The following is a 22536-nucleotide window of genomic DNA, read 5'->3' as shown; positions in this document are numbered from 1 at the left end:
AGATCAAACCTCAACTCAATGACAACGCCCAATACCTAGTTTTCAACTGTTAGCCTTCATAGCCACTCTCTCACTCTTAAAAAACGCGCGAAACGGGGTTTGCCATGTTTAGTAAAACCTTGATAACGATAGGTGATCTGTGTGCCTATCGTCGGTGGCCGCCGACGTAACTTATCACTGAGCCCCGACCCGACTTTAAACTCAATGCCTTGTGTATTGCGGACTTTGAGCGCCCCAACCATCCCTAGGTACTTCCCCTTTCCCGGTGTGTAACCAATAACAATAGCTTCAGCATCAATATAGGGTTTGTATTTGAGCACATTATCAGATCTACCCGCGCGGTGTACGGCACCTTTTCGGTGTAACATCACCCCCTCTCCACCGCGGGCCAATACTTTGTGATAATAGCCGTTCAGTTCTTTGTTACTTGTAAAGTCATACTGCTTGATGGCTTGCAGGTGGGCAGCAGAGATACGATTTAACTCATCTTGGTAACGTTGATAACGTTTAACAAAGGGCATGCTGGGATGTGGTGCATCAAATACTAAGTAACGCACTTTTTGCCAATCTTCGTCCGAACCTTGTTTGCTACGAACTAAGGCGCTTACAAATGCAAACGCTTGATATCCTGACCAAAGCTCACCATCAAGAGACATACTCCCAAGCGGTTGAGTGAACCACTTCGGAGCATTGATGCGAAACCCACCCCGAGTTAACAACTCAGAGCCGTTCCAAATGGCCCGTACACCATCAAACTTTTCGCTCACTAAATAGTGAGCAATAGGCGTGCTCTCATGATAGGTATTTGCTAACTCTACGCTGGGTGGGCTATGTGCTTTACTCGTGGATAGAATACATAGATGGCTTATAAATAATAGTATCCATACTTTCATTAAAAGGCTCCTTGCACTAGGTAATGAGCCTATAACTTTAGTATAACTATGCCATTATGCCAGTTGTAGTACTTGCCTCCAAGCAACTTGTAAATTGTCGGCTTGAAAGCTTGCGCGAGAAAAATCTTGCTGCTTCGAGTGATGGTTCGGCACCACAATAGTTCTTAAACCTGCGCCGCGCGCGGAACTCAAACCTGTATAAGTGTCTTCAATTGCAACAGCTTGATTGGCTTTGAGTGAAAGCTGTATAAGCGCCTTACAATATGGTTCTGGGTGAGGTTTAGCATGCACCACATCGTCTTTACAGATAAAATATTTAAAGAGCTGATCAAGCTTATAAAACTCTAACACTGGCAACGCTTCGGCACGAGTGCTGCCAGTTACCAACGCTAAGGTAAAGTGTTCACTCGCTTGATGTAAAACCTCTTGTGCATATGGCATCAGTTTAGGTTGCACAGTTCGTGCAACTTCAACGAAGAACTGATTCTTCTGATATGTTAAAGCTTCTGCGTGAACACTAAGCCCATGGCGTTGATTGAGCGTGTCAGCAGCCTGAAGTGTGGGTACACCTGAAAACTCTGAGCAAAATGATAGTTCATCATAGCTTACCCGCCAAGGCTCAAGCACACGCATCCAGCTTTGATAGTGGAGCGCTTCCGAATCCACTAAGGTTCCATCGAAATCAAATAAAATGGCCTGTAAACTCATCATTCGCTCCTTTTGATTAGGGCTTTATTCGCTTAACCCTGCTGGCGGCTCTGCACTGGCTTCTAACCCACTTTCCACTTCAACTAACTCATAGCCTCTAGGCTTTCTGACTACTTTTAACACGGGCTTATCAAACGCTGACTTTAAGCGTTCTGTATCGGCCTGTAACTCTTCGATGCTACGACCAAATGGCGCGGCTCCGGTTTCTGACCAGTTTGTAACTTTTCCGTTTAAGTTATATTCAACCTCATGAATTTGATAAAGCGCTTGCTCATCTTTAGTCGCTTCACAAAAAATCACTCGGTAATTCCAAAATCCAGACATCATCTTTCTCTCATTTCATACTTGGCTATGACTTTATCAGCTCTTGCCAAGCTTTTCATTACAGACAACAAAAAACCCGCTTGAAAGCGGGCTTTTCATCATTGTAAGTTACTGTGACGTTTAGAAGAAACGTACTTTAAACTCAGCACCTACATAACGTTCTTCGTTCAACATGCCTGTTAGGTTGTTGAAATCAACGCCACCAATCACCACTTGCTCATCAAACAAGTTGCGAACAAACGCTGATACTTCATATTCATTGTCGCCAGCGGCCCACATGTAACCAGTACGCACGCCCGCTTCAAACAATGCATCACCTCTGAACTCAACCGCTTCGTACAAGAAGAAGTCTATTTCACTGCGATAAGATACGTCACCATACACAAAGAATTCACCGCCTTCTAGCTCAGTGGTATAGCGTAGTGTCGCGTTTGCAATCCACTCAGGAGCGTGAGGTAAGCTATTGCCATCGATCATAGCAATCTCATCAAACCCATCGCCATCTGCAGCAAAAGGATTGGCAACTTGACGGTATGGGTCAGTGATTGTACACGCAGAACCACATGCACCCACTTCTAAGCCTGGAGAATCCAGCTCAGTTTTGTTGTAGCTTAGGTTAAACGTTGCATTTAATTCATCCGTTAACACCCACTCTGTATCTAATTCAAAACCATAGCCAGTTGTTTTATCTGCATTGATCAAACGGTTAAAGTTCGCTCCACCACCTACAGCTGTTAGCTGTTGGTCATCCATTTGGAAGTAGAATACCGTCGCGTTTACTCGGCCCTGACCATCAAGTACATCAGATTTAATACCGGCTTCAATTGAATTAATTGTCTCTGAATCAGCAACTGTTACGACGTCACCAAACAAGATACGACCCTGAACACTTGGCGCACGGAAACCATTTGCGATTCGAGCAAACAAGTTAATGTCATCGCTATATTTATAGGCTGCACTCAAATCCCAGCTTACATGGCTATCGCTAGGGTTCGCTGTTTTTTCTAACAGTGCAGCAGCTCCGATTGGGCTCATAGTACGTTTTGCATAAAACTCTTTTTCATCATCAGAATAACGTAGGCCCGCGGTGATTTTTAAATCATCAGTAAGCGTGTAGTCAACTGAACCAAATACCGCCCATGCAGATGTATCTTGGTTTTGAACTGCATAACCATTTTGCAAACCGTAGTTGTTCGCAGTTGGGTCATACGTCAACGTATCATATGAGAAGCTTTCAATCGTTAAATCTTCTTCGAATAGGAAAATACCAACTTGATAGTTAATATCACCAGAGAAGTTGCTTGATAGACGAAGTTCTTGCGTATATTGGTCGTGATCAGGAATTGCATCCGCAGTTTCTGATGGGAAAGGAATTAGACCTGGACCTTGGAAACCGATAAATGCTGCACCGTAACCACCGTCTACGTCAGCGCGAGAGTATATTTCAGCGCTTTCCCAAGCTGTAATTGATGTTACCGTGTGCTCAGCCAAGTCCCACTCTAATTTAAGGTTTAGACCTTGAGAGTCTACTTGCTGCGTAGAACGAGAAGCTGCATCATGATACACAACGTCATTATCATACAGAGGGTTAATGTTGTTTGAACCTTTTTCAATTAGGTTCGCACGAAACGCAATGGGACGACCATCTAAATCACGCACGTGGTAATTTAATAACCCCGTAAAGTCGTCGCCTTCATACAAGAATTGTACGCGCGCCGCTTTTTCGTTATAGCCACCTAGTGAGTCTTCTTTCTCAAAACCTGGTGCTTTAACGTCAATATAATCTTCTTTATCTTGCCAAAGTACTGACACACGAGTCGAAATACGATCCGTTAATCCAGTACCTACAGCACCTTCAAAGTCTACCGCGCCTTTGCTGCCATAAGATACTGCACCATAAGCATCAAAAGATTGACTTGGCTTAACAGAATCAAACTTCACGAGGCCAGCCGGCGTGTTACGACCAAACAATGTACCTTGTGGACCACGTAAAACTTCAACACGTGCGACATCAAATACAGGGAAACCTTTAAGGATTGGGTTTTCCTGTACAACTTCATCAACCACTAATGAAACCGGCTGTGACGCGTTTAGATCAAAATCGGTATTACCAAGACCACGAACATAAAAGCGCGGAAATGTACGACCAAAAGATGACTCTACAGACAAGCTTGGAATCTTCGCATTCATAAAACGAATATCCATACCCGCAGAGCTGTATGCATCCAAGCTGTCCCCTTGTAGTGCAGATACACTCACTGGTACTTCCTGAGCATTCTCAACACGCTTACGTGCTGTGATCTGGATTACTTCCAGTTGATTACTTTTTGCTTCAGGGGTTTGTTCAGCAGCGAGAGTAGAAAATGAAGTACCTGCTACAGCAGAGAACAACGTTGCATTGATTAAAGTTGCTAACGTAGATCTTTTCATTGCTTTCATGTTTGGGCTTAACCTTATATGTGCACTCTTTTTGTTCAACGGTATGTATGGTCGCCGTATCACGTTGGCGTGGTACGTTCAATTTTTCGCGCGTTTTTTCAATTTAGCGCGGACCTCACAACCGAGAGTGCAAAGCGAACCTGTGAGGCTGAACGCGACGCCCACAGTATAGCAGCTAAATAAAATATTACCGACACACTAACAACAAAAAATCGCCTTTTTTGATTTTTTCGCAACAAGAAGCCAGACGTTTACAACTTTTAGCTACCAAAAAGCCAAAAAATACGGACATATGTCCTTCCTTGACTTTCACTTGAAATGTAGGGGTTTGAGCTTTTTACCTCGACTGGAAACGTAAGCTTTACAAGCAGATAATTAAGGTCATGGCATTATGTTGCAAATATAGGTAAGAAAGTGCTCGAATAATTATAAAGAAGGTGAGTTCATACTCTTAAATACGCCTTGCTGTGTCACTTCATCATACTCAATCACAGCAATAGCCGCCGTATTAAAAATAGGTGAGTTACCGGGGCATAGCTGTTCTACTAAATAACTGACTATGGGCATATGCGCAACAACCAACCATACATCAAGATGTTCATTCAAACTAATGAGCGTTTCGAGATAATCGATGGCAAACGCAGCATTTCCCGCAGGGATTACATCTTTACAAATTTCCACATAACTGAAATCATTGATTGCTAGCACTTGTTGAGCGGTTTGCTGTGCTCTTGTATATGGACTGACTAATGCGGCTTGCGGTTTGAAGTGCCCTTTAAGCCACCAGGCCATTTCCTTTGCCTGCTTTATTCCTCGCTCCGTAAGAGGTCTAGCTTCATCATTAACTTGCATAGGGACAGCTTCACCGTGGCGCATAATTAAAATAGTTTTCATTGCACTCTCTAATGTTCTTTGTAAATTTGCCTGCTAACCTGTAGCTAATTACCTCGTTTGTTCGCTATATTAAAACAAACGACCCTATAAACATAAAGCAAAGTTCTTCATTTCGCATTGTAAGCTTTCTTTATTTACATTCTATGTATCGGCGGCAAAAATTTGAAAGTTAGTAATAATGATAATCGCAACTACCACCGGCTTACACTCGACAATGGTCTACAGGTTTTATTAGTCAGTGACTTATCCAGCGATAAGTCTGCCGCAGCGCTTACTGTCAATGCAGGACATTTCGATGACCCTGCTGATCGCCAAGGTATGGCACACTTCCTTGAACATATGTTATTTTTGGGTACAAAGCAACATCCTCAACCAGGTTACTTTTCTCAGTTTGTCAGTCAGGCTGGTGGGCAAAGCAATGCTTGGACTGGCACAGAACATAGCTGTTATTTTTTCGATTGTGCACCTCAGCAGTTTTACAATGCTTTATCATTGTTTGCGGAGTTTTTTATTGATCCACTGCTTGATGCGTCACAAACTGAAAACGAGCGTAACGCTATAGATGCCGAATTTAAAATGAAAATAAAAGACGATGGGCGTCGAATTTATCAGGTTCATAAAGAAACAGTTAACCCACTACACCCTTTTGCCAAATTCTCGGTGGGTAACAAAACCACTCTAGACAATCGGGAGGTGTGTATCGCGCAAGAAGTTCGCGACTTTTTTACCACACACTACCAAGCTCAATGGATGACCTTAGTTGTTGCAGGCCCTCACTCCGTTGAAGAGTTATCACAGCAAGTCGAACAATATTTTCGCCAAATTGCGGGGACACACCAAAACAAAGCAGAAATTAGTGAACCATTGTATCGTCCTCAGGATTTAGGTTTATTACTGCATATTGCGCCTCGCAAGCATATGCAGAAATTAATCGTCAGCTTTGCTATGAACGGCATTGATGACTTGTACAAGCATAAAAGCGTGAGTTTCTTAGCTCATTTATTAGGCTATGAAGGCGAAGGCTCTCTCTACTCTATCCTCAAAGAACAGGGTTGGATCAATGCACTTTCTGCTGGCGGAGGAATAAGCGGTAGTAACTTTAAAGACTTCAACGTTAGCTTTGCACTCACTGATGAAGGTATTGATTACTACGAGGATATCGTAGAAATGCTGTTTGAGTATATTGCGCTCATAAAGTCTCAACTGGCTGTATTACCAAGACTCTATCAAGATAAAAGAACTTTGCTCGATATTGCATTTAACAACCAAGAACCAAGCCGTTTGCTCGAATGGGCAAGCAGTATCAGTGTGAATATGCATCACTATGAGCCACAAGACTACCTGTATGGTGATTATGTGATGCAAGGCTTTGATGAACAGTTACACAAAAAATTGTGTAACTATCTGTCACCACACAACATGCGCATGGTACTAATACATCCAGATGTTGAACCTACCATGCAAGCCAAGTGGTACCATACACCGTATGACGTTGAGCAACTTAATCATGAATGGCTAAATGCGCTTGCCGCTATTGATACACCTTTGCCAGAGATGCAGCTTCCAAAAGTGAACCCTTACTTACAGGTAGATAATGTATTGTATGATGTGACTAATAAAAGTCGTACTCCAACTTTACTCAAAGACAAACCTGGGTTTGCATTTTGGTTCAAACAAGACGCCACCTTCCGAGTTACCAAGGGCCATTTTTATATTGAAATAGACTCTTTGCTTGGCATTAAAAGCGTTAAACATATGGCTCTGACAAGACTGTTCGCCGACTTACTAATGGACAGCATGGCTGAGCAATACTACCCTGCTGAACTTGCGGGCTTGAATTACCACATCAACTCCCATCAAGGTGGGCTTACTTTACACACAGCAGGACTATCCGGAAATCAAATCACTTTAGCTTTACAGCTACTAGAACACATGTTGCACGCCGTGATCAGTGCAACCCGCTTCGCTGAATATAAAAAGCAACTGATCAGACACTGGAAAAACCACAACCACAACAAACCAGTCAGTGAGCTATTCAGTGTTCTCGGCGCAAAGTTAATGCCTTGGAACCCAGAACCGATGGCTCTGGCACGTGCCTTGAAAACCATTAGCTTTAATGAGTTTTGTCAATTTAGAAATCAGTTTTTTGATTCTGTACATATAAAAGCGTTTTTACATGGTAACTGGCAAGAAACACATGCGCTAGCTATGCAAAAAAAGCTCAGACGCCTGTTTGAAAAAAGCGAAATCTTAGAAGATTTAAAGCGCCCCTTGGTGGTACTTGATAACTATCAACAACAACACATAGAAAAAAGTGGCAGTGAGCACGCGCTGGTTTATTATATTCAAGCCCAAACTGAAGATGTGTTTGAGAAAGTAGCACTGATGATGCTTAACCAACTTATTAGTCAACAATACTTCGAAACCTTAAGAACTCAACAGCAACTTGGCTATTTGGTCGGTGCTGGTTACGCACCATTTAACACCAGAGCCGGGATCGCCTTTTATATCCAATCTCCACAATACGACTCCAAAGAGTTACTCGCCAGACATGAGCAGTTTGTGACTGAATTTATTGACCGGCTGACAGACCTTGATGATACAACATGGCTAGAAGCCATTGGGGCATTGCGGTTACAAGTTGCAGAAAAGGACAAAAACTTAAGGCTTCGCGCCCAGCGTTTTTGGATAGCTATCACTAATGATGATCATAAGTTTAATATGCAACGACGACTTGTGGCACAAATTGATTCTATGGATAAAGACACGCTTATTGCATACATTAAAACGATTTTTTCTCCACTTCACCCAAAAGTAGCGCTTCTTTGTAACTAAAAAAGAAACTAATTTGCGCATTTCTCTTTGACTCCGACTCTTGCATCATTTAGATTAAAGCTCGCAATAAAGAGTTATGCATCTATGATACAGCGAACAATAACAAAAACCTCCATCATGATGCTGTTGTACTCCGTACTTAGCGCTCCCCTGCAAGCACTTAATTCCGGTCAACAGCTAGAACTCCTAGACCCAGTCTGGGCTGGGCTCTGCTTGACTTTTTTCCTAGCCACTAGCTATTTGCTAGTAATGAACAACAGGCTAAAAAAAGCACAATCAGTATTGCAGCTATCTGAACAGCGTTTAAAAAGCACCGTGGAAGGAAGCGGAGACACACTCTGGGATTGGAATATCGCGACCGGTGAAGTGGTGCGGATCAACGACAAGTATATGTTGCACAAAAGTAAATCTAGCCACTTTATTCCCAATGCAAATCGAATTCATCCTCAAGATCTACCATTGGTAGAAAAACTTCTTAAACAACACTTTTCAGAGAAAAGTGCTTTCTTTGAGGCCAGCTACCGACTAAAAGACAATCTTGAGCAATATCACTGGGTTTTGGATAGAGGTAAGATCATTGAGAAAGATAGTAACCTCAACCCACTTAGGATGACTGGGACAGTCCGTGATATCAGCCATCTAAAAAGCACCGAGGAACGCCTTAATCTATTCGCCAAATGCGTAGAATCCCTGACGGACGCGATTGCCATCTACGACGACCACTTTCGATTGGTCGATTTAAATCCCAGCTATCTGGTGCTGTTTGGAGGCAACCGACCTCAATATGTAGGTAAACCGTTTAATTTACCCGGTTACGATGAGCGCTATATCAATCAGGTTATCACCAGCCTTAAAGAAACCGAACACTGGCAAGAAGAGTTGCGACTTCGTAATCACAAAGATATTTTGTTGCCAATAGAAGTGACGATTGATGAAATCAAAAACAGTCACGGACAAGTAACAAACTATGTAGTGGTTTATTCCGACCTCACCGAACGTAAAAAAGCAGAATCACAGTTACATAATTTATCTAATCGAGATCGCACAACAGGATTGCCAAATCGCAATCTATTTTTTACCAATTTGAAAAAGTTGGCTCAACAGGACACACACCATGCTTTGCTGGTTTTCGATTTAGACAACTTTAAGAAAATCAATGACTCGCTTGGTCATCAATTAGGCGATAGCCTACTTGCCAAACTCGCCATGCGATTAAACAAACTCGCTCGTCAAAAAGATACCTTTTACCGATTAGGTGGAGATGAATTTGCTTTGGTCATGGCGGGAACCAACGACATTCATACCATTACTAGAACAGCCAAGCTGTTCCTCGCAGCGATTGCCACACCGTTTAAAATGGCAAACCATGAGCTGGTGATCACTTCATCTGTTGGTATCGTGCTGTTTCCAGAAGATGGTGCAACACCTGAAATTTTGCTTAAAAATGCCGACACAGCCATGTACCACGCAAAACAGCGAGGTAACCATTATTTGTTCTTCAATGACTCCATGAACGAACAAGCAGTAAAAAGATTACAGATTGAAAACCTGATGCGATTCGGTTTAAAAGAGGACCACTTTGTCGTTTACTACCAGCCAAAAATGGACATAAAAACTGGCCGCCTAGTGGGTATGGAGGCCTTGGTTCGATTCATCACCCCGAAAAAAGGGATCATCAGCCCGGGTATATTTATCCCCATCGCGGAAGAAACTGGGCAGATCATTGACATTGGTGAAGTCGTTCTAGATAAGGCATGTAAAGATGTAAAGCGCTGGATAGATCAAGGTTTATTTGATGGCCGCGTTGCGGTTAACTTATCAGCCAAGCAATTCAGTTTACCCGACTTAACAACCAGAATTGATATTATCTTGCAAAAAAACCAACTTCCTTCGTATTTTCTAGAGTTGGAGATCACCGAAGGCACTATCATGGATGACCCGCAAGAAGCCATTTCAATTATGCGCTCTCTCAGTGCTCGCGGCATACATTTGGCCATTGATGACTTTGGTACTGGTTACTCGTCACTAGCCTACCTGAAGCAATTTCCACTCAATACCTTGAAAGTGGACAAAGCCTTCGTAGATGACATGTCCTCCGAGAGAGGACGCAATATGGTTGACTCTATCGTCACTATCGCCCACAACCTAGACCTACACGTTGTGGCTGAAGGCGTCGAAAAAGCCGAGCAATTAAGTGCTTTGGAGCAACTAAATTGTCAGACCATTCAAGGTTACTTTTACTCTAAGCCACTTTGCGCCGATGACTTTACCACATTCTTGCGTGCACAAAAGCAAAGAGAAGCGCAACCTCAGCTCAAAGTTGTCAATTAACCGAAGCTAAGATTAAATCAGTCCTTAGGCACGCCACATACAGCATTGGTGTAATTGATTGCGCAACCAAGCCCGACGGTGATGAACTCTCAGTAAGCACCACGCACAAGGTCCACACATTATACCGGCAACCACCCACCGCTTAATAGGCATCCCCTTACGAACCGCTTCAACATAAAGTAATATTGCACCGAACAACGACAACACAATCCACACCATAAACCAGCTTAACTCACAACTCTAACTAAGGGCGCGAAGGGTACCAAAGTGCGCAGTATTTGTACAATTAAATATTAATTGTTGCAAAATATTGCATTATTTAATTTAATAGCAGCTCAGTTCGATGCAATATTAGCAATAAGATTGATGTTAATATAGTAGCTACTTGATTATTAAATAATTTATTTTCTAATCAACTAAACTGCATTGAAAATTGAAACTACGAGGTATGGTTTTCACCATTAGCAGCCTGATTTGGCAAGCGCTGGAGAGCGTTACATGCGTATCAGCAATAGCCGAGCCAACATCGCATAGTTCTTAACTCGTTCGAGTTAAAACGTGCATAAAGGGTCGAATATTATACGATTTAAACAACTAGTTAAGTACAAATTGTTGTTTTTTATATGTAATACTAAATTGGCCTATGTAAACAGAAGCTTTCAGGCCGTTTTATAAACAGGTAATTACAGTATTCTCATAATAGCTGCTAAAATTAAACCATGTTGTTTTAAATTATTTAGTTACGTCAAGGACACGATCATATGGATCAAAAAAGCGTACATGACTATTTGCAAAGTAAACCTGCGACGTTTATTACTCAGCCGTTTGCTCAAGATGTGGATGTCTACAAAGTGCAGCACAAAATGTTTGCTACTTTATCTGAGGGTAAAGAAGGTCAAGTAGATGCCAACGGTGAGCCGATTTGGTGGCTTAACTTGAAGTGCGATCCCGATGAAGCTTTGTTACTTCGAGATGAGTTTCCAGCCATCGTTCCGGGCTACCACATGAACAAGCGTTTATGGAATACGATCATTCTAGACGGCTCAGTGCCTGAAGAGAAAATTAAAGAAATGATCGATAATTCTTACAATATCGTTGTAGATAATTTGCCAACCGCACAAAAAGAAGAACTAGCAAAAATTGCAGCGTCTTTAAATAAGTAAATCTATTGGATTTGGCTCCCCTCGTGATCCTGCGAGGGCCATTTCCCTTTTCAACCTCCCCTTATTGATATACCTTTTCCCTTCTCAGCTTTTAAATAAGCTTGTATGCTAGCTGTGCAGCTTATGCGTTATCTATAATTACAGTTACAGTTCGATGAAGGATTAATTATGAAAAAGATCGCGGTTTTAACAAGTGGCGGTGACGCACCGGCTATGAATGCCGCAATTAGAGCAATTACTTTAAGCTGTAATTATCATCAACTACAATGTGTTGGCTTTTATCATGGCTACAATGGTTTAATTGATGATCAGTACGTCGAAATGGAGCATTTTGATGTCAACCCAACCTTGCAACAAGGTGGAACCATTTTAAAAAGTGCGCGCTGCCAAGCCATGCTAACTTCTGAGGGAGTTATACAGGCATGTAATACCCTAAGAAAACACGAAATTGACGCACTGATTGTGATAGGTGGAGATGGCTCTTTAAGAGGGCTACAGGCAATCAAACAACACTGGGAAAAGCAAGTCATAGGATTGCCCGGAACGATTGATAATGATCTCAGCGGAACGGACTGCACCATAGGCTTCGCAACGGCCGTCACCACGGCAACTCATGCTATTGATAAAATTCGCGATACAGCCAATGCATTCGAACGGATCTTTATTGTTGAAGTGATGGGTAGACACAGTGGCCATATTGCGTTTAACGTCGGCATAGCCACAGGTGCCGAAGCCATTATTTCATTTGAAAACTTCTCTGCCGACAGGGCACTGCAAAAGGTTACAGAGCTATTAAAAGCTATTGATAAGCAACAACACACACACGGTAGCTTTCTAATCGTACTAGCGGAAAATTTATGGCCTGGTGGCGCTCAGGCGCTCAAAGAAAGCTTAACCGAGCAAGGCAAAGTAGACAGTGCAATCTGTATTCTTGGACATATTCAACGAGGCGGTAGCCCAGTCCCTGAAGATAGAAACTTAGGAACAGAATTAGGCCTTGCAGCGGTTGATGCTATCATCACTGGACAAGATAATGTGATGATTGGCCGCGAAGCTGGTAAAGTCATTGCCACGCCTCTTGAACAAGTGATCAATACTGCAAAGCCTGTGAGCGCTCATTGGGTAAACGCTCACCAGCAACAATTAACTCATTACTTAAAATAACTCTGCATTGAGCCAGAGGTGCGTTAGTACACTGGCAACATACCCCAAGCCAATGACAGGTGCCCACTTCAAATGGCCAATAAATGTGTAATAACCACGAGCCTGACCCATCAAAGCGACCCCTGCAGCGGAGCCAATTGATAGCAAGCTGCCACCGACCCCTGCTGTAAGGGTGATTAATAACCATTGTCCGTGCGACATATCGGGTTGCATGGACAACACAGCAAACATCACCGGGATGTTATCTATGACAGATGATACGACTCCCAAAAAGACATTCGCTGCCGTTGCACTCCACTGCCCATACAGCACCTCCGACAACAGGCCCAAGTACCCCAGAAAACCAAGGCCGCCAACACACATCACGATGCCATAAAAAAATAGCAAGGTATCCCACTCAGCGCGCGCCACTTTATTGAAGACATCAAATGGCATAACACTCCCAAGCAGATCAATACGTCTTTTATCCCCAGCTTGTATTGCTTTGTCACGCCTTTTCTCGAGCGTGATACGTAAAAAGTAACCAAATAACTGTAGATAGCCTAAACCCATCATCATGCCCAGAACTGGCGGCATATGCAGTAAACTATGGCACAACACCGCGGTGAGAACAGTCAATAAAAATAATGCTAGAATGCGTCTAGCACCGCGCTTCATTTTAGTCGGCTCATAAAGCGCTGATGGCATTTTCTTCTCAACAAAAAAGCTCATTATGAATGCTGGTACCACATAGTTAACAAGCGATGGGAAAAATAGCACCAAAAACTCATTAAACTGCACCATTCCCGCCTGCCAAACCATCAACGTGGTAATATCACCAAATGGGCTGAATGCTCCTCCTGCGTTCGCTGCTATCACAATATTAATACAACTGAGATTAATAAATCGTTTGTCACCCTCGGCCACTTTCATCACCACAGCACACATTAACAATGCGGTGGTTAAGTTATCTGCGATGGGCGAAATAAAAAATGCTAAAAAGCCACTAATCCAAAACAAACTATTATAACTAAACCCTCTTTGGATCATCCAAGCCCGCAGCGCGTCAAATACTTTGCGCTCTTCCATCGCATTAATATATGTCATTGCCACGAGCAGGAATAACATTAGCTCAGCAAACTCTAGTAAATTATGCCTAAATGCCTCCTCGGTAACATAAGAGATATCATGAGTAACATAATAGGCGCTAATCACTATCCAAATTATGCCAGCGGCAACCAAAACCGGCTTGGACTTTCGCAAGTGAAGCTTTTCTTCAACCATGACCAATGCATAGGCAACAACGAAGACCAAGATACAAAACAGGCCTAATAAAGAGGATGTTAAATCCAACCGCTCGACACCTGCCTGGGCAGGAAAAGTCATACCTATCAACAGAAAAACCAATAAGCCTAACTTATAACTCACTGTACTCATGGATATATTTTGCCTTTTATTAACTGAACACAAAGGTGTGCAAAGATATTAAAATCACGGCGAATCACTCGTGAAATACATTAATACTTTTGTCGCTTATATGATCGCTTTTTTTGTCAAGATTAAAAATTACCCATTGGTATTAAAGTGCTTGTAGGAGTGGGTACATGCTGAAGAGTGTGGTCTATTTAATAATGCAAAGGCACAAGCGACCAACATAATATTATGTTGGTCGCTTAAAATTAATCATTGGTGAGCTTTTCAATCGCTAGAATCAGTAATAGTCCAGCCACTGCCAGCGCAATGCATATTCCAGTTTGCGGTGCCATACCAGTTACAGCAGCAAACTCCATTGGACTTACATTTTGCTGCAACAGGGGCTTTTCGATGCCACTGGAGTTGATGTAAGTTGATATCACTGTTTTCCAAGGCCAGAGTAAATTCAACGATCCCAATAAAAACCCTGCTAGCAATGAAAATGTTACCTGTTGGTACCTATCCAATAACCAAGATAGAAAACGAGAAAAAGCCATCAGCCCTACCACACACCCCATCAAGAATAGGCCCACCAACAGCAACTCTTTTTGTGTGACAGCTTTAAGCACATGCCCGTACATACCGAGAAGCAACAAAATAAAACTGCCCGAAATACCGGGTAAAATCATGGCGCACACCGCGATTGCACCAGCAACAAAAAACATCCACCAGTGGGGTTGAGCTTCACTTGGTGCCAGTGTCGTAATCACAAAAGCGATCACTGCTCCTAAAAAGCAACTTAGTATCGTTTGCCAACGCCAATGAGTGACTTGCTTAGCCACATGAATAAACGACGCCACGATCAACCCAAAGAAAAATGACCACACCAAGATCTGATGATTAGCTAACAAATACGTGATTAACTTTGCTAACGATGCTGCACTTGTTATTAAGCCAGCAAATACAGCCAACAGAAAAGAGCCGTCAATATGACGCCAGCACGCTTTTATACCATCGTTTTTAAGTATGCCCAGCGCGGCTAAATCCACGCTTTTTATGGCATGTAAAAAACGTGAATATATTCCAGTTATAAACGCGATAGTACCGCCGGACACACCTGGTACAACATCCGCAGCGCCCATTCCGGCCCCTTTCAAAAATAACCAAACATAGTCTCTTTTGGAATCACAATGCTTTGTCACTTATCTACTCCATCTTTAATTTGGGCTTAGTCTAACGGAAAATGATGCTAGCAAACAGCGCCATAAAGCGATGACTGCAATATTCAGAGTAAGGTAATTTGATTAAATAAAATCGCGCTGCTGCCGATACACTGATATGAGCCAATTTTCAAACACATTGTTATGAAGTTTATTTTGCTAGTTTTAAGCATAATCCTTGTAACGACAAGCAGTTATAGCCGCGCAGAATCTGCACAATTTATTATGCCACCGGCTCGAACCAACGTAGAGCAAGGTGACCTCAATAAATACTTTGCTAAGCAACTTATCGAGCTAGAAACTGATCAAGGCAAAGTACTAGCGTTATTTTCTCCCTATATGAGTGCGATAAAACGTGGTGTTGTTGTTATGCTGCCAGGCGCAGACCAAGGACCATTATCACCCCACGGTCTGGGCTACCTTTCTCAAGCCCTCACAGATGATGGCTTTGATACCTATGCAATTCAAACTCCAGAGCTGAATTGGCAGGCAGGGATGTTTACACCCGACGACAGTGCGCAGGGTAATACATCTGAATACCAAGGCCCTTGGTCAGAGGCGATGTTAGACGAATATAAAGAGCACTTGCTGGCAAGCTTTGAGGCGTTGCAGCAAACCCTAGATTTGAACTCTGAGCAACAATTTGTTGTTATTGCAGCCGGAACCAGTGCGGGGGTGTTTTCAGAACACTTAGCAGCTTTGCCAGACATTGAAATTGATGCCCTAATCACCCTTAGTGCACAACTCCCTAATATCAAAAGAAATAAACACTTGCCAGCGGTTCTTTCTTTGGTTGGTCCGCCACTTTTAGACATTGTCTATTCACAAGATAATCAGACCCTACTAGACAACGCACAGCAAAGAATGCGTTGGGTCAAACGCAATAACAAGTATGATTACCGCCAACGTGAACTCTTTGGCGCAAGCAATGAACCGATGCAGCACCAGCGTTTGAGAAAGGAGCTTAACGGTTTCTTACGACGCTTGTGATCAGCTTGCTTTTTTCAAGAACTCGTAAGCGGACTGAATATCTTGGCTTTTGCGTTTAGCCACCTCCATCATGTGCTCAGGTAAACCCTGTGACACCAATTTATCGGGGTGATGCTGAGCCATCAGCTTGCGGTACGCGCGCTTAATATCTTTTTCGGTCGCGTCATTTCCCAATCCCAATACCGCCAGTGCCTGAGATTTAGAAAAGGTGCCTTCATTGCTAGGGGGTTGTTTTTGCTGATAGTGACTCCGCTGTTGGCCATTTTGCTGGCTTTGTTCTTGGGCTCGCTGCTGACGAAAACTAAACTCTGCCTGATATCGCTTAAGGATAAACTGGAAATGCGTTACGGAGATCCCCAAATATTGACTCACTTTTTGCAACAACTGCTTTTCTTGAGCCGCTAAGTGGCCGTCTGAAAAGGCCATTTGAATTTGAATTTCTAAGAACAACTGCAATAAATCATAGCGACGTGCAAATACGTCTTTAAAGTCGCTGATTGCTTCTTTTAATTGGAAATCGGCGCTTTTACCCGCACGAAAAGCATTTTGAGCTTCTTGTCTATTTTCGCCATGTAGGCCCATTTCATCCATAAACGCCGATGCGGCCTGAATGTGAATTTCGCTCACCCGCCCATTTGACTTGGCAATATGCCCCATAACCGCAAAACAGCTAGAGAAAAATAGCGCTTGGCGTTGATGTAAATCATCACCACTAAAGAACCCTTGGAAACCACCTACCTTATCAAAATTTTGCTTTAAACTTTTGTCAAACATATGACCAAGCCAGAAGCCCAAAATCGCCCCTACCCAGCGTCCAAACATAAATCCAAAGCACGTACCAAGCAGTTTACCCCACATTATTGTTGCTCCCACATGCTATTAATTTCAGATAAACGCTCGGGTGTACCTATGTCACTCCATAGCCCTAAATAAAGCTCCGTTGATACATGCCCTTGCTCAAGTGCCTCTCTTAACACTGGCCCCAAAGGAGTAAAACCAGGTGCCAACTGCCTGAAAAAAGAGCTGTGATATAAGCCAATACCGGCAAAGGTGTAACGCTGCTCATTCAGTGGTTGATGAGCCAAACGAAAGTCACCTTGAGGATTATGTGCTGGATTCTCAACCAATACGATATGAGCCTCTTGCTCACCCAGCGCCAGTTGCGTTAAAGCGCTCACATCATAATCAGTAAATATATCGCCATTAATCACAATGAAAGTATCATCACATTCGCTTAATACATCTAGTGCATTGCGTATTCCACCGGCAGTTTCGAGCCCCTCTTGCGGTTCATAACTGTAGTGAATGTGTACACCAAATGCACTGCCATCACTAAAATGCTGAACGATTTTCTCACCTTGCCACGCGAGGTTGATCACTATCTGTGTAATGCCCGCATTACGTAGCCGCTCTATGTGATATTCGAGTAATGGGCGGCCTGCAACCGGCAACATTGGTTTGGGTAAATCAGCGGTCAATGGCATCATTCGCTTCCCGCGTCCAGCCGCAAGGATCATGGCTTTCATACTGTTTTATAACTCAACTTAGCTTCGACTTTTGGCATTATGTCATGCCGTAACCAAGTTGCAAGCCACTGAAACGACTCGTAACATTTCGCTACATCATGGATATATTGCAAGGTTGGAAGTATGTTTTGCAGATACCCGGCTTTGCCATCGCGTAACAGCAAACGGCAAAATATTCCTGCTGCTTTGAGGTGTCGCTGTATTCCTGTCATATCAAAGTATCTTTGGTACTGCTCAAATGTCATGTGTGGTAATAAGTTTGCCTCATCCAGCTTTGCAAAGCTGGCGCTTTGGAGCATGTTAAATTCAGCTTGTGGCAACTTAAAATAACAATCCCTAAGTAAGGATACTGCGTCATAAGTGACTGGCCCTTGCACTGCATCCTGATAGTCAATAAGTGCCCATTCTCCACTTACATTCATGATATTTCTGCTATGAAAGTCGCGATGCATAGTTACCTGAGGCTGTGCAAGCATCGCATCAATTAATTGCTTTTTCAGTGTCGTCCACTGCGTGACAGGCAAATTGCGCTCATCTAACTTCAACCAATCGCCAATCAACCACTGCCAGAAAATGTCTAATTCCATGTTGATAAATTGGCCATCATACGGCTTCATAAAATCAGAAGCCGGTGTACTGGCGATACGAGGAAGCAATGCAATTATTTCTTGATAGTCTTGCATTCGCGTCTGATCATCAAGCCTATCAGCTAGATGCTGCGAACCAAGATCTTCTAAAAGCATAAGGCCACTATCCATATCAATATGCAAAATATTTGGCACCTTTAGGCCAGCTTGCGTAAAGCAGCGATTCAACTCAACAAAAGGCCGATTGTCTAACTTATCAGGGTCTGAGTCCATTAAAATGTAACTGTGCTGTGCAGATACCACTCGGTGATAACAGCGAAAGCTTGCATCACTGGTAATTGCGCTGTATTGGTAACCACAATTACCAAAGTACGAGTTTAAAAAGCCTTCGTACAGGCTCTGTCTATTTTGCTTATTTGTCACAAAATTCCACTCTTAATTACTGTATTTCACTAAGTTTTACTTTATCATGTCTTGCTTAATATAAATAACGGCGTTCAAGGTTAATAAATGAGCAAAACATGGGCTGCAATCGTCTGCGTCGTATTGGCCAATGCCAATGCGGTGGCTGCATCAGAGTCTACATCACAATTATGTGGCCAATTTTTGCAACCGCAACCATGGCAACCACTGAGCTCATTACCAAACAATGCAATTGATATTCAAGCTGATGACGTCGAAATGCAAGGCAAAGAGAGCGCTGAGTTTTCGGGTAATGTGGTGATTAATACCAACAAGATGTCGTTATTTGCCAGCAGCGCACTCATTGATAAAAAACAAAGCCTACTCAATGCCACAGGCCCTCTGCGCTACCGAGACTCATTCACCGATGTAAAAGCCAACGCGCTATACGCAGATTTAAATGATAATGAAATTAGCTTACTTGGTGCTGACTACCAATTAACAAAACAACTTGGTCGTGGCGGGGCTGAAAAGTTCTCAGCCTCAGGCGAAAAAATTTCATTGTTCAATTCCAGTTTTACGACGTGTCCTTCTGATAAACCATTTTGGGCGCTTGAAGCCGATGACATCATCTTATCGAGACAAGATGGTTGGGGTGAGACACACAACGCAGTGCTAAAAATCCTTGATACACCAGTGTTATATATCCCCTATTTCACATTTCCCATAGACGATCGACGTAAATCAGGGCTATTGATGCCAAAAATTGCACCATCGAGCCGCTATGGGTTAGAGGTGGTACTACCTTATTACTGGAATATTGCGCCAAACTATGACGCCACCTTGTCGCCGAGATACATGTCAAATCAGGGTGTGCAGCTTATCAGTGAGTTTAGGTATTTAACCGAACATCACTCGGGTCTCCTCGGGATAGAATATCTTGAAAAGGATGATTCCGAGCCTACGCTTGGAGAGCGTTATTTGGTTCACTGGAACCAACAAAGCTATTTAAGTAACAACTGGCGCTTGAGCCTTGATATCACAAATGTCAGTGATGATAACTATCTGACCGACCTGACGTCAGACTATGCAAGTGAAACAGGGACTCAACTTGATAGAACCGGCATCCTGAGCTATCTCGGCGAGCAATGGCTCGCAGACATTAAATTACAGAATTTCGAAGTTTTAGGTGATCATACTGAATCGTATGCCGCCTTGCCGCAAATTAGTTGGCGAAATCGCTATGCTTACAACATGTTAGGCTTAGATTTTAATCTGCAAGGTGAGCTAAGTCACTTTCGTAACAAAACGCTTTTGATTGAACAAGCGACACGCTTTCATATCGAACCGAAAGCCAGTTATAAAATTAGCGATTACGCATGGTCATTACTTGGTGAAGTTAGCCTGTTACACACACGCTATAAGCAAGAAGGTGATTTACACAATACACAATTTGCAGGTGACGTCACGCGCACCTTGCCTAAAGTTAGGGTGCATACGCAACTTAATTTTGAACGTGACAGTATGCTTTTTGAAAATGGCACTCAAACCTTAGAGCCACAAATGCAGTATTTATATACCCCAGAGCGTGACCAACGGAGTATCGGCTTATATGATACCACCAAAACGCAGGATGACTTTTACGGTTTGTTCCGCGAACAACGGTTTTCTGGTGTAGACAGAATCGCGCAAGCCAACCAGATCACATTAGGTGCGACGACACGCTTGTTCGATGACAAGAATCTAGAGAGGTTCAATTTCAGCGCAGGACAAATTATCTATTTGGAAGATGATGTTAAGCCAAGCGCACAGAGCCTTGACGGTCAAACAAATTATAATGCCTTGTTTGCAGCCGAAACCATGATACATTGGCACAGACGTTGGTACTTCTCTGCAGGTATTCAGTACGACGCCGACGCAAAAGAACTCATTGAATCTCATACAACACTGGATTATAAAGGTGACAACAATAAGTTAGTTCAATTGAACCATCGTTATGCCAGTGATGTCTCAGGATATGAAATTGATCAAGCTGGTATGTTTGCTAGTTTACCAATAAATGACAATTGGCAGGTAGTTGCTAGCTATCACAGAGACTTAACCACCTCGCGTAGCGTTGAAGTGTTTGCTGGGATACGCTATGAAAGCTGTTGCTGGGCCGTTCAAATTACGGGTAAAAGGCAAATAGAAACAGATTTAAATCGCACAATTAATCAAAACGATGCGCAATTTGACTCAAGTATAGGTATTAGCTTTGTGCTTAAAGGCCTTGGCGGCAAGTCAAATTATGATATTGAACAAGTTCTGCAACAGGGACTATTTAATTATCGACGCCCTTATTTTTTAAATAATTAATAAATATTAGAACATTATGAATTTTAAAAAGCTGTTATTGGTTGCCCTATTCGGGATGAGCATCAACCAACACGCACTCGCTGAGCGAGTGCAAATTGATAAAGTAGTCGCTACCGTAAACGATGGTGTGATTCTACAAAGTGAAGTAGATCAGATTATCCAGCGAGTAAAAGAACAAGCGAAGCAACAAAACACCGAGCTTCCCTCAGATAAAACCTTACGTATTCAAGCCCTTGACCGTCTTGTCGATCAAACACTCATGCTTCAACTTGGAGAGCGAATGGGGATGGAAATCTCCGATGCGCAACTTGATCAAACGCTTGCTAGTATCGCGCAAGATCAAGGCGGAACCATTGCAGATTTAAGAAAAACAGTTGAAAGTAGTGGTGAAAACTTTCAAGAGTACCGTGAGCAAATTCGTAAAGAGATTACCATAGGCCAAGTACGAAGAGCGAACGTTGACCGTCGCATTTACATTAGCCCTCGCGAAATTGCTAACTTGCAAAAAATACTCTCTGAGCAAACCGGTAGCGCCGAGGAATTTGATTTGGGTCATATTTTGGTCAAGATCCCAAATAAAGCAACGCCGGAAGAAATCGAAGACGCGAGAACACGCGCAGACAAAGTTATTGAATTTCTTAATGAAGGTAGAGACTTTAAACGTATTGCTATTGCATCATCAAGTGGTCCAAAAGCACTTGAGGGCGGTCAGTTAGGATGGATGAGTATTAACGAAATGCCTTCTTTATTCGCCGAAGCAATCAAAGGTAAGAAAAAAGATGAAATCATCGGTCCTGTTCGCTCAGGCGCAGGGTTTCATATTTTGAAAGTGCAAGATATTCGTGGTCGTCAAGTTGTTGAAACAACAGAGGTTCGCTCTCGTCATATCTTGATTAAGCCATCTATCATTCTCAGTGAAGAAAAAGCAAAAGAGATGCTCTCAGGTTTTGTTACTGACATACGAGCGGGGAAAGCGGATTTTGCTGAATTAGCGAAAGAGCATTCAGAGGACCCAGGCTCAGCCCTTAAAGGGGGTGAATATGACTGGACAGACCCAACAACTTATGTGCCTGCATTTAGAGACACCCTATTATCGCTAGAAAAAGATGAAATCAGCGAACCTTTTAGAAGCTCATTTGGCTGGCACATCGTGCAGTTGCTTGATAAACGTGTAGCAGACAAAACCGAGCAGGCTAAACTGAACCGCGCTCATGGCTTGCTGTACAACCGTAAGTTCAAAGAAGAAGCATTCAAGTGGCAAAGCGAAATAAGAGAGCAAGCCCATATTGATATCTTCCCTGATGAGTAAGTAA

At 42.8% G+C, this 22536-nt stretch carries 17 protein-coding genes; 7 read left to right on the top strand and 10 right to left on the bottom strand.

Going from position 1 to position 22536, the window contains the following annotated elements; translation table 11 throughout:
• Positions 1-56 precede the first annotated feature (56 nt).
• The 5 genes from L1070_RS10440 to sixA all read right to left on the bottom strand — a co-directional run bounded on the left by L1070_RS10440 (position 57) and on the right by sixA (position 5258).
• A complete protein-coding gene (locus L1070_RS10440) occupies positions 57-893 on the bottom strand; it encodes a DNA ligase (RefSeq protein WP_237125499.1) in 837 nt (278 codons plus the stop codon).
• 54 nt (positions 894-947) lie between these two features.
• The gene (locus L1070_RS10435; RefSeq protein ID WP_343221753.1) at positions 948-1604 is read right to left on the bottom strand and encodes an HAD family phosphatase; all 657 of its coding nucleotides are present in this window, start codon (positions 1602-1604) and stop codon (positions 948-950) included.
• Between the two features lie 21 nt (positions 1605-1625).
• A complete protein-coding gene (locus L1070_RS10430; protein ID WP_070983992.1) occupies positions 1626-1925 on the bottom strand; it encodes a hypothetical protein in 300 nt (99 codons plus the stop codon).
• Positions 1926-2045: 120 nt separating this feature from the next.
• The gene (locus L1070_RS10425) at positions 2046-4364 is read right to left on the bottom strand and encodes a TonB-dependent receptor (RefSeq protein WP_070983991.1); all 2319 of its coding nucleotides are present in this window, start codon (positions 4362-4364) and stop codon (positions 2046-2048) included.
• Between the two features lie 426 nt (positions 4365-4790).
• On the bottom strand, positions 4791-5258 hold the full coding sequence (sixA, locus tag L1070_RS10420) for a phosphohistidine phosphatase SixA (protein ID WP_237125498.1): 468 nt from the start codon (positions 5256-5258) through the stop codon (positions 4791-4793).
• Between the two features lie 162 nt (positions 5259-5420).
• Between sixA and L1070_RS10415 the strand changes: the two genes are divergently transcribed.
• From L1070_RS10415 to L1070_RS10400, 4 genes are all read left to right on the top strand, one after another.
• Positions 5421-8093, top strand: coding sequence for an insulinase family protein (locus L1070_RS10415; protein WP_237125497.1), 2673 nt, complete (start codon positions 5421-5423; stop codon positions 8091-8093).
• A 249-nt stretch (positions 8094-8342) separates the two neighbouring features.
• Positions 8343-10424 (top strand): EAL domain-containing protein, encoded by a 2082-nt coding sequence (locus L1070_RS10410; RefSeq protein WP_237125536.1) that lies wholly within the window; start codon positions 8343-8345, stop codon positions 10422-10424.
• Positions 10425-11185: 761 nt separating this feature from the next.
• On the top strand, positions 11186-11587 hold the full coding sequence (locus tag L1070_RS10405; protein ID WP_070983987.1) for an MmcQ/YjbR family DNA-binding protein: 402 nt from the start codon (positions 11186-11188) through the stop codon (positions 11585-11587).
• 168 nt (positions 11588-11755) lie between these two features.
• On the top strand, positions 11756-12751 hold the full coding sequence (locus tag L1070_RS10400) for an ATP-dependent 6-phosphofructokinase (protein WP_237125496.1): 996 nt from the start codon (positions 11756-11758) through the stop codon (positions 12749-12751).
• On the opposite strand, the gene nhaD is transcribed toward L1070_RS10400, so the two are convergent.
• A complete protein-coding gene (gene nhaD, locus L1070_RS10395; protein ID WP_237125535.1) occupies positions 12743-14116 on the bottom strand; it encodes a sodium:proton antiporter NhaD in 1374 nt (457 codons plus the stop codon). The genes L1070_RS10400 and nhaD overlap by 9 nt on opposite strands.
• Positions 14117-14409: 293 nt before the next feature.
• Positions 14410-15285, bottom strand: coding sequence for a DUF368 domain-containing protein (locus L1070_RS10390; RefSeq protein WP_070983985.1), 876 nt, complete (start codon positions 15283-15285; stop codon positions 14410-14412).
• A 222-nt stretch (positions 15286-15507) separates the two neighbouring features.
• On the opposite strand from L1070_RS10390, the gene L1070_RS10385 reads away from it, so the two are divergent.
• The gene (locus tag L1070_RS10385) at positions 15508-16353 is read left to right on the top strand and encodes a DUF3530 family protein (RefSeq protein WP_083330450.1); all 846 of its coding nucleotides are present in this window, start codon (positions 15508-15510) and stop codon (positions 16351-16353) included.
• Here the strand turns inward: L1070_RS10385 and djlA are convergent, their stop codons facing one another.
• Genes djlA through L1070_RS10370 form a run of 3 tightly spaced genes read right to left on the bottom strand, consistent with a single transcriptional unit; the run spans position 16354 to position 18889 of the window.
• Positions 16354-17211 (bottom strand): co-chaperone DjlA, encoded by an 858-nt coding sequence (djlA, locus tag L1070_RS10380; protein ID WP_237125495.1) that lies wholly within the window; start codon positions 17209-17211, stop codon positions 16354-16356.
• Complete coding sequence (murU, locus tag L1070_RS10375) at positions 17211-17879, bottom strand: N-acetylmuramate alpha-1-phosphate uridylyltransferase MurU (RefSeq protein WP_237125494.1); 669 nt, start codon at positions 17877-17879, stop codon at positions 17211-17213. Before murU ends, djlA begins: the two co-directional genes overlap by 1 nt.
• Entirely contained in the window at positions 17876-18889 is a 1014-nt protein-coding gene (locus L1070_RS10370) for a phosphotransferase (RefSeq protein ID WP_237125493.1), read from the bottom strand. The genes murU and L1070_RS10370 overlap by 4 nt, the downstream gene beginning before the upstream one ends.
• An 87-nt stretch (positions 18890-18976) precedes the next feature.
• Here L1070_RS10370 and lptD point away from each other — a divergent pair, with 87 nt between their 5' ends.
• Positions 18977-21223, top strand: a complete 2247-nt coding sequence (lptD, locus tag L1070_RS10365; RefSeq protein ID WP_070983982.1) for an LPS assembly protein LptD — start codon at positions 18977-18979, stop codon at positions 21221-21223.
• Between the two features lie 16 nt (positions 21224-21239).
• Positions 21240-22532 (top strand): peptidylprolyl isomerase SurA, encoded by a 1293-nt coding sequence (gene surA, locus L1070_RS10360; RefSeq protein ID WP_070983981.1) that lies wholly within the window; start codon positions 21240-21242, stop codon positions 22530-22532.
• Positions 22533-22536 lie beyond the last annotated feature (4 nt).

Origin of the sequence: Pseudoalteromonas sp. MMG022, assembly GCF_021654245.1 — a bacterium.
Taxonomy (GTDB): Bacteria; Pseudomonadota; Gammaproteobacteria; order Enterobacterales; family Alteromonadaceae; genus Pseudoalteromonas; species Pseudoalteromonas amylolytica.
Note: the sequence above shows the minus strand (reverse complement) of the source record. Positions and strands in the feature narration are given on the sequence as shown.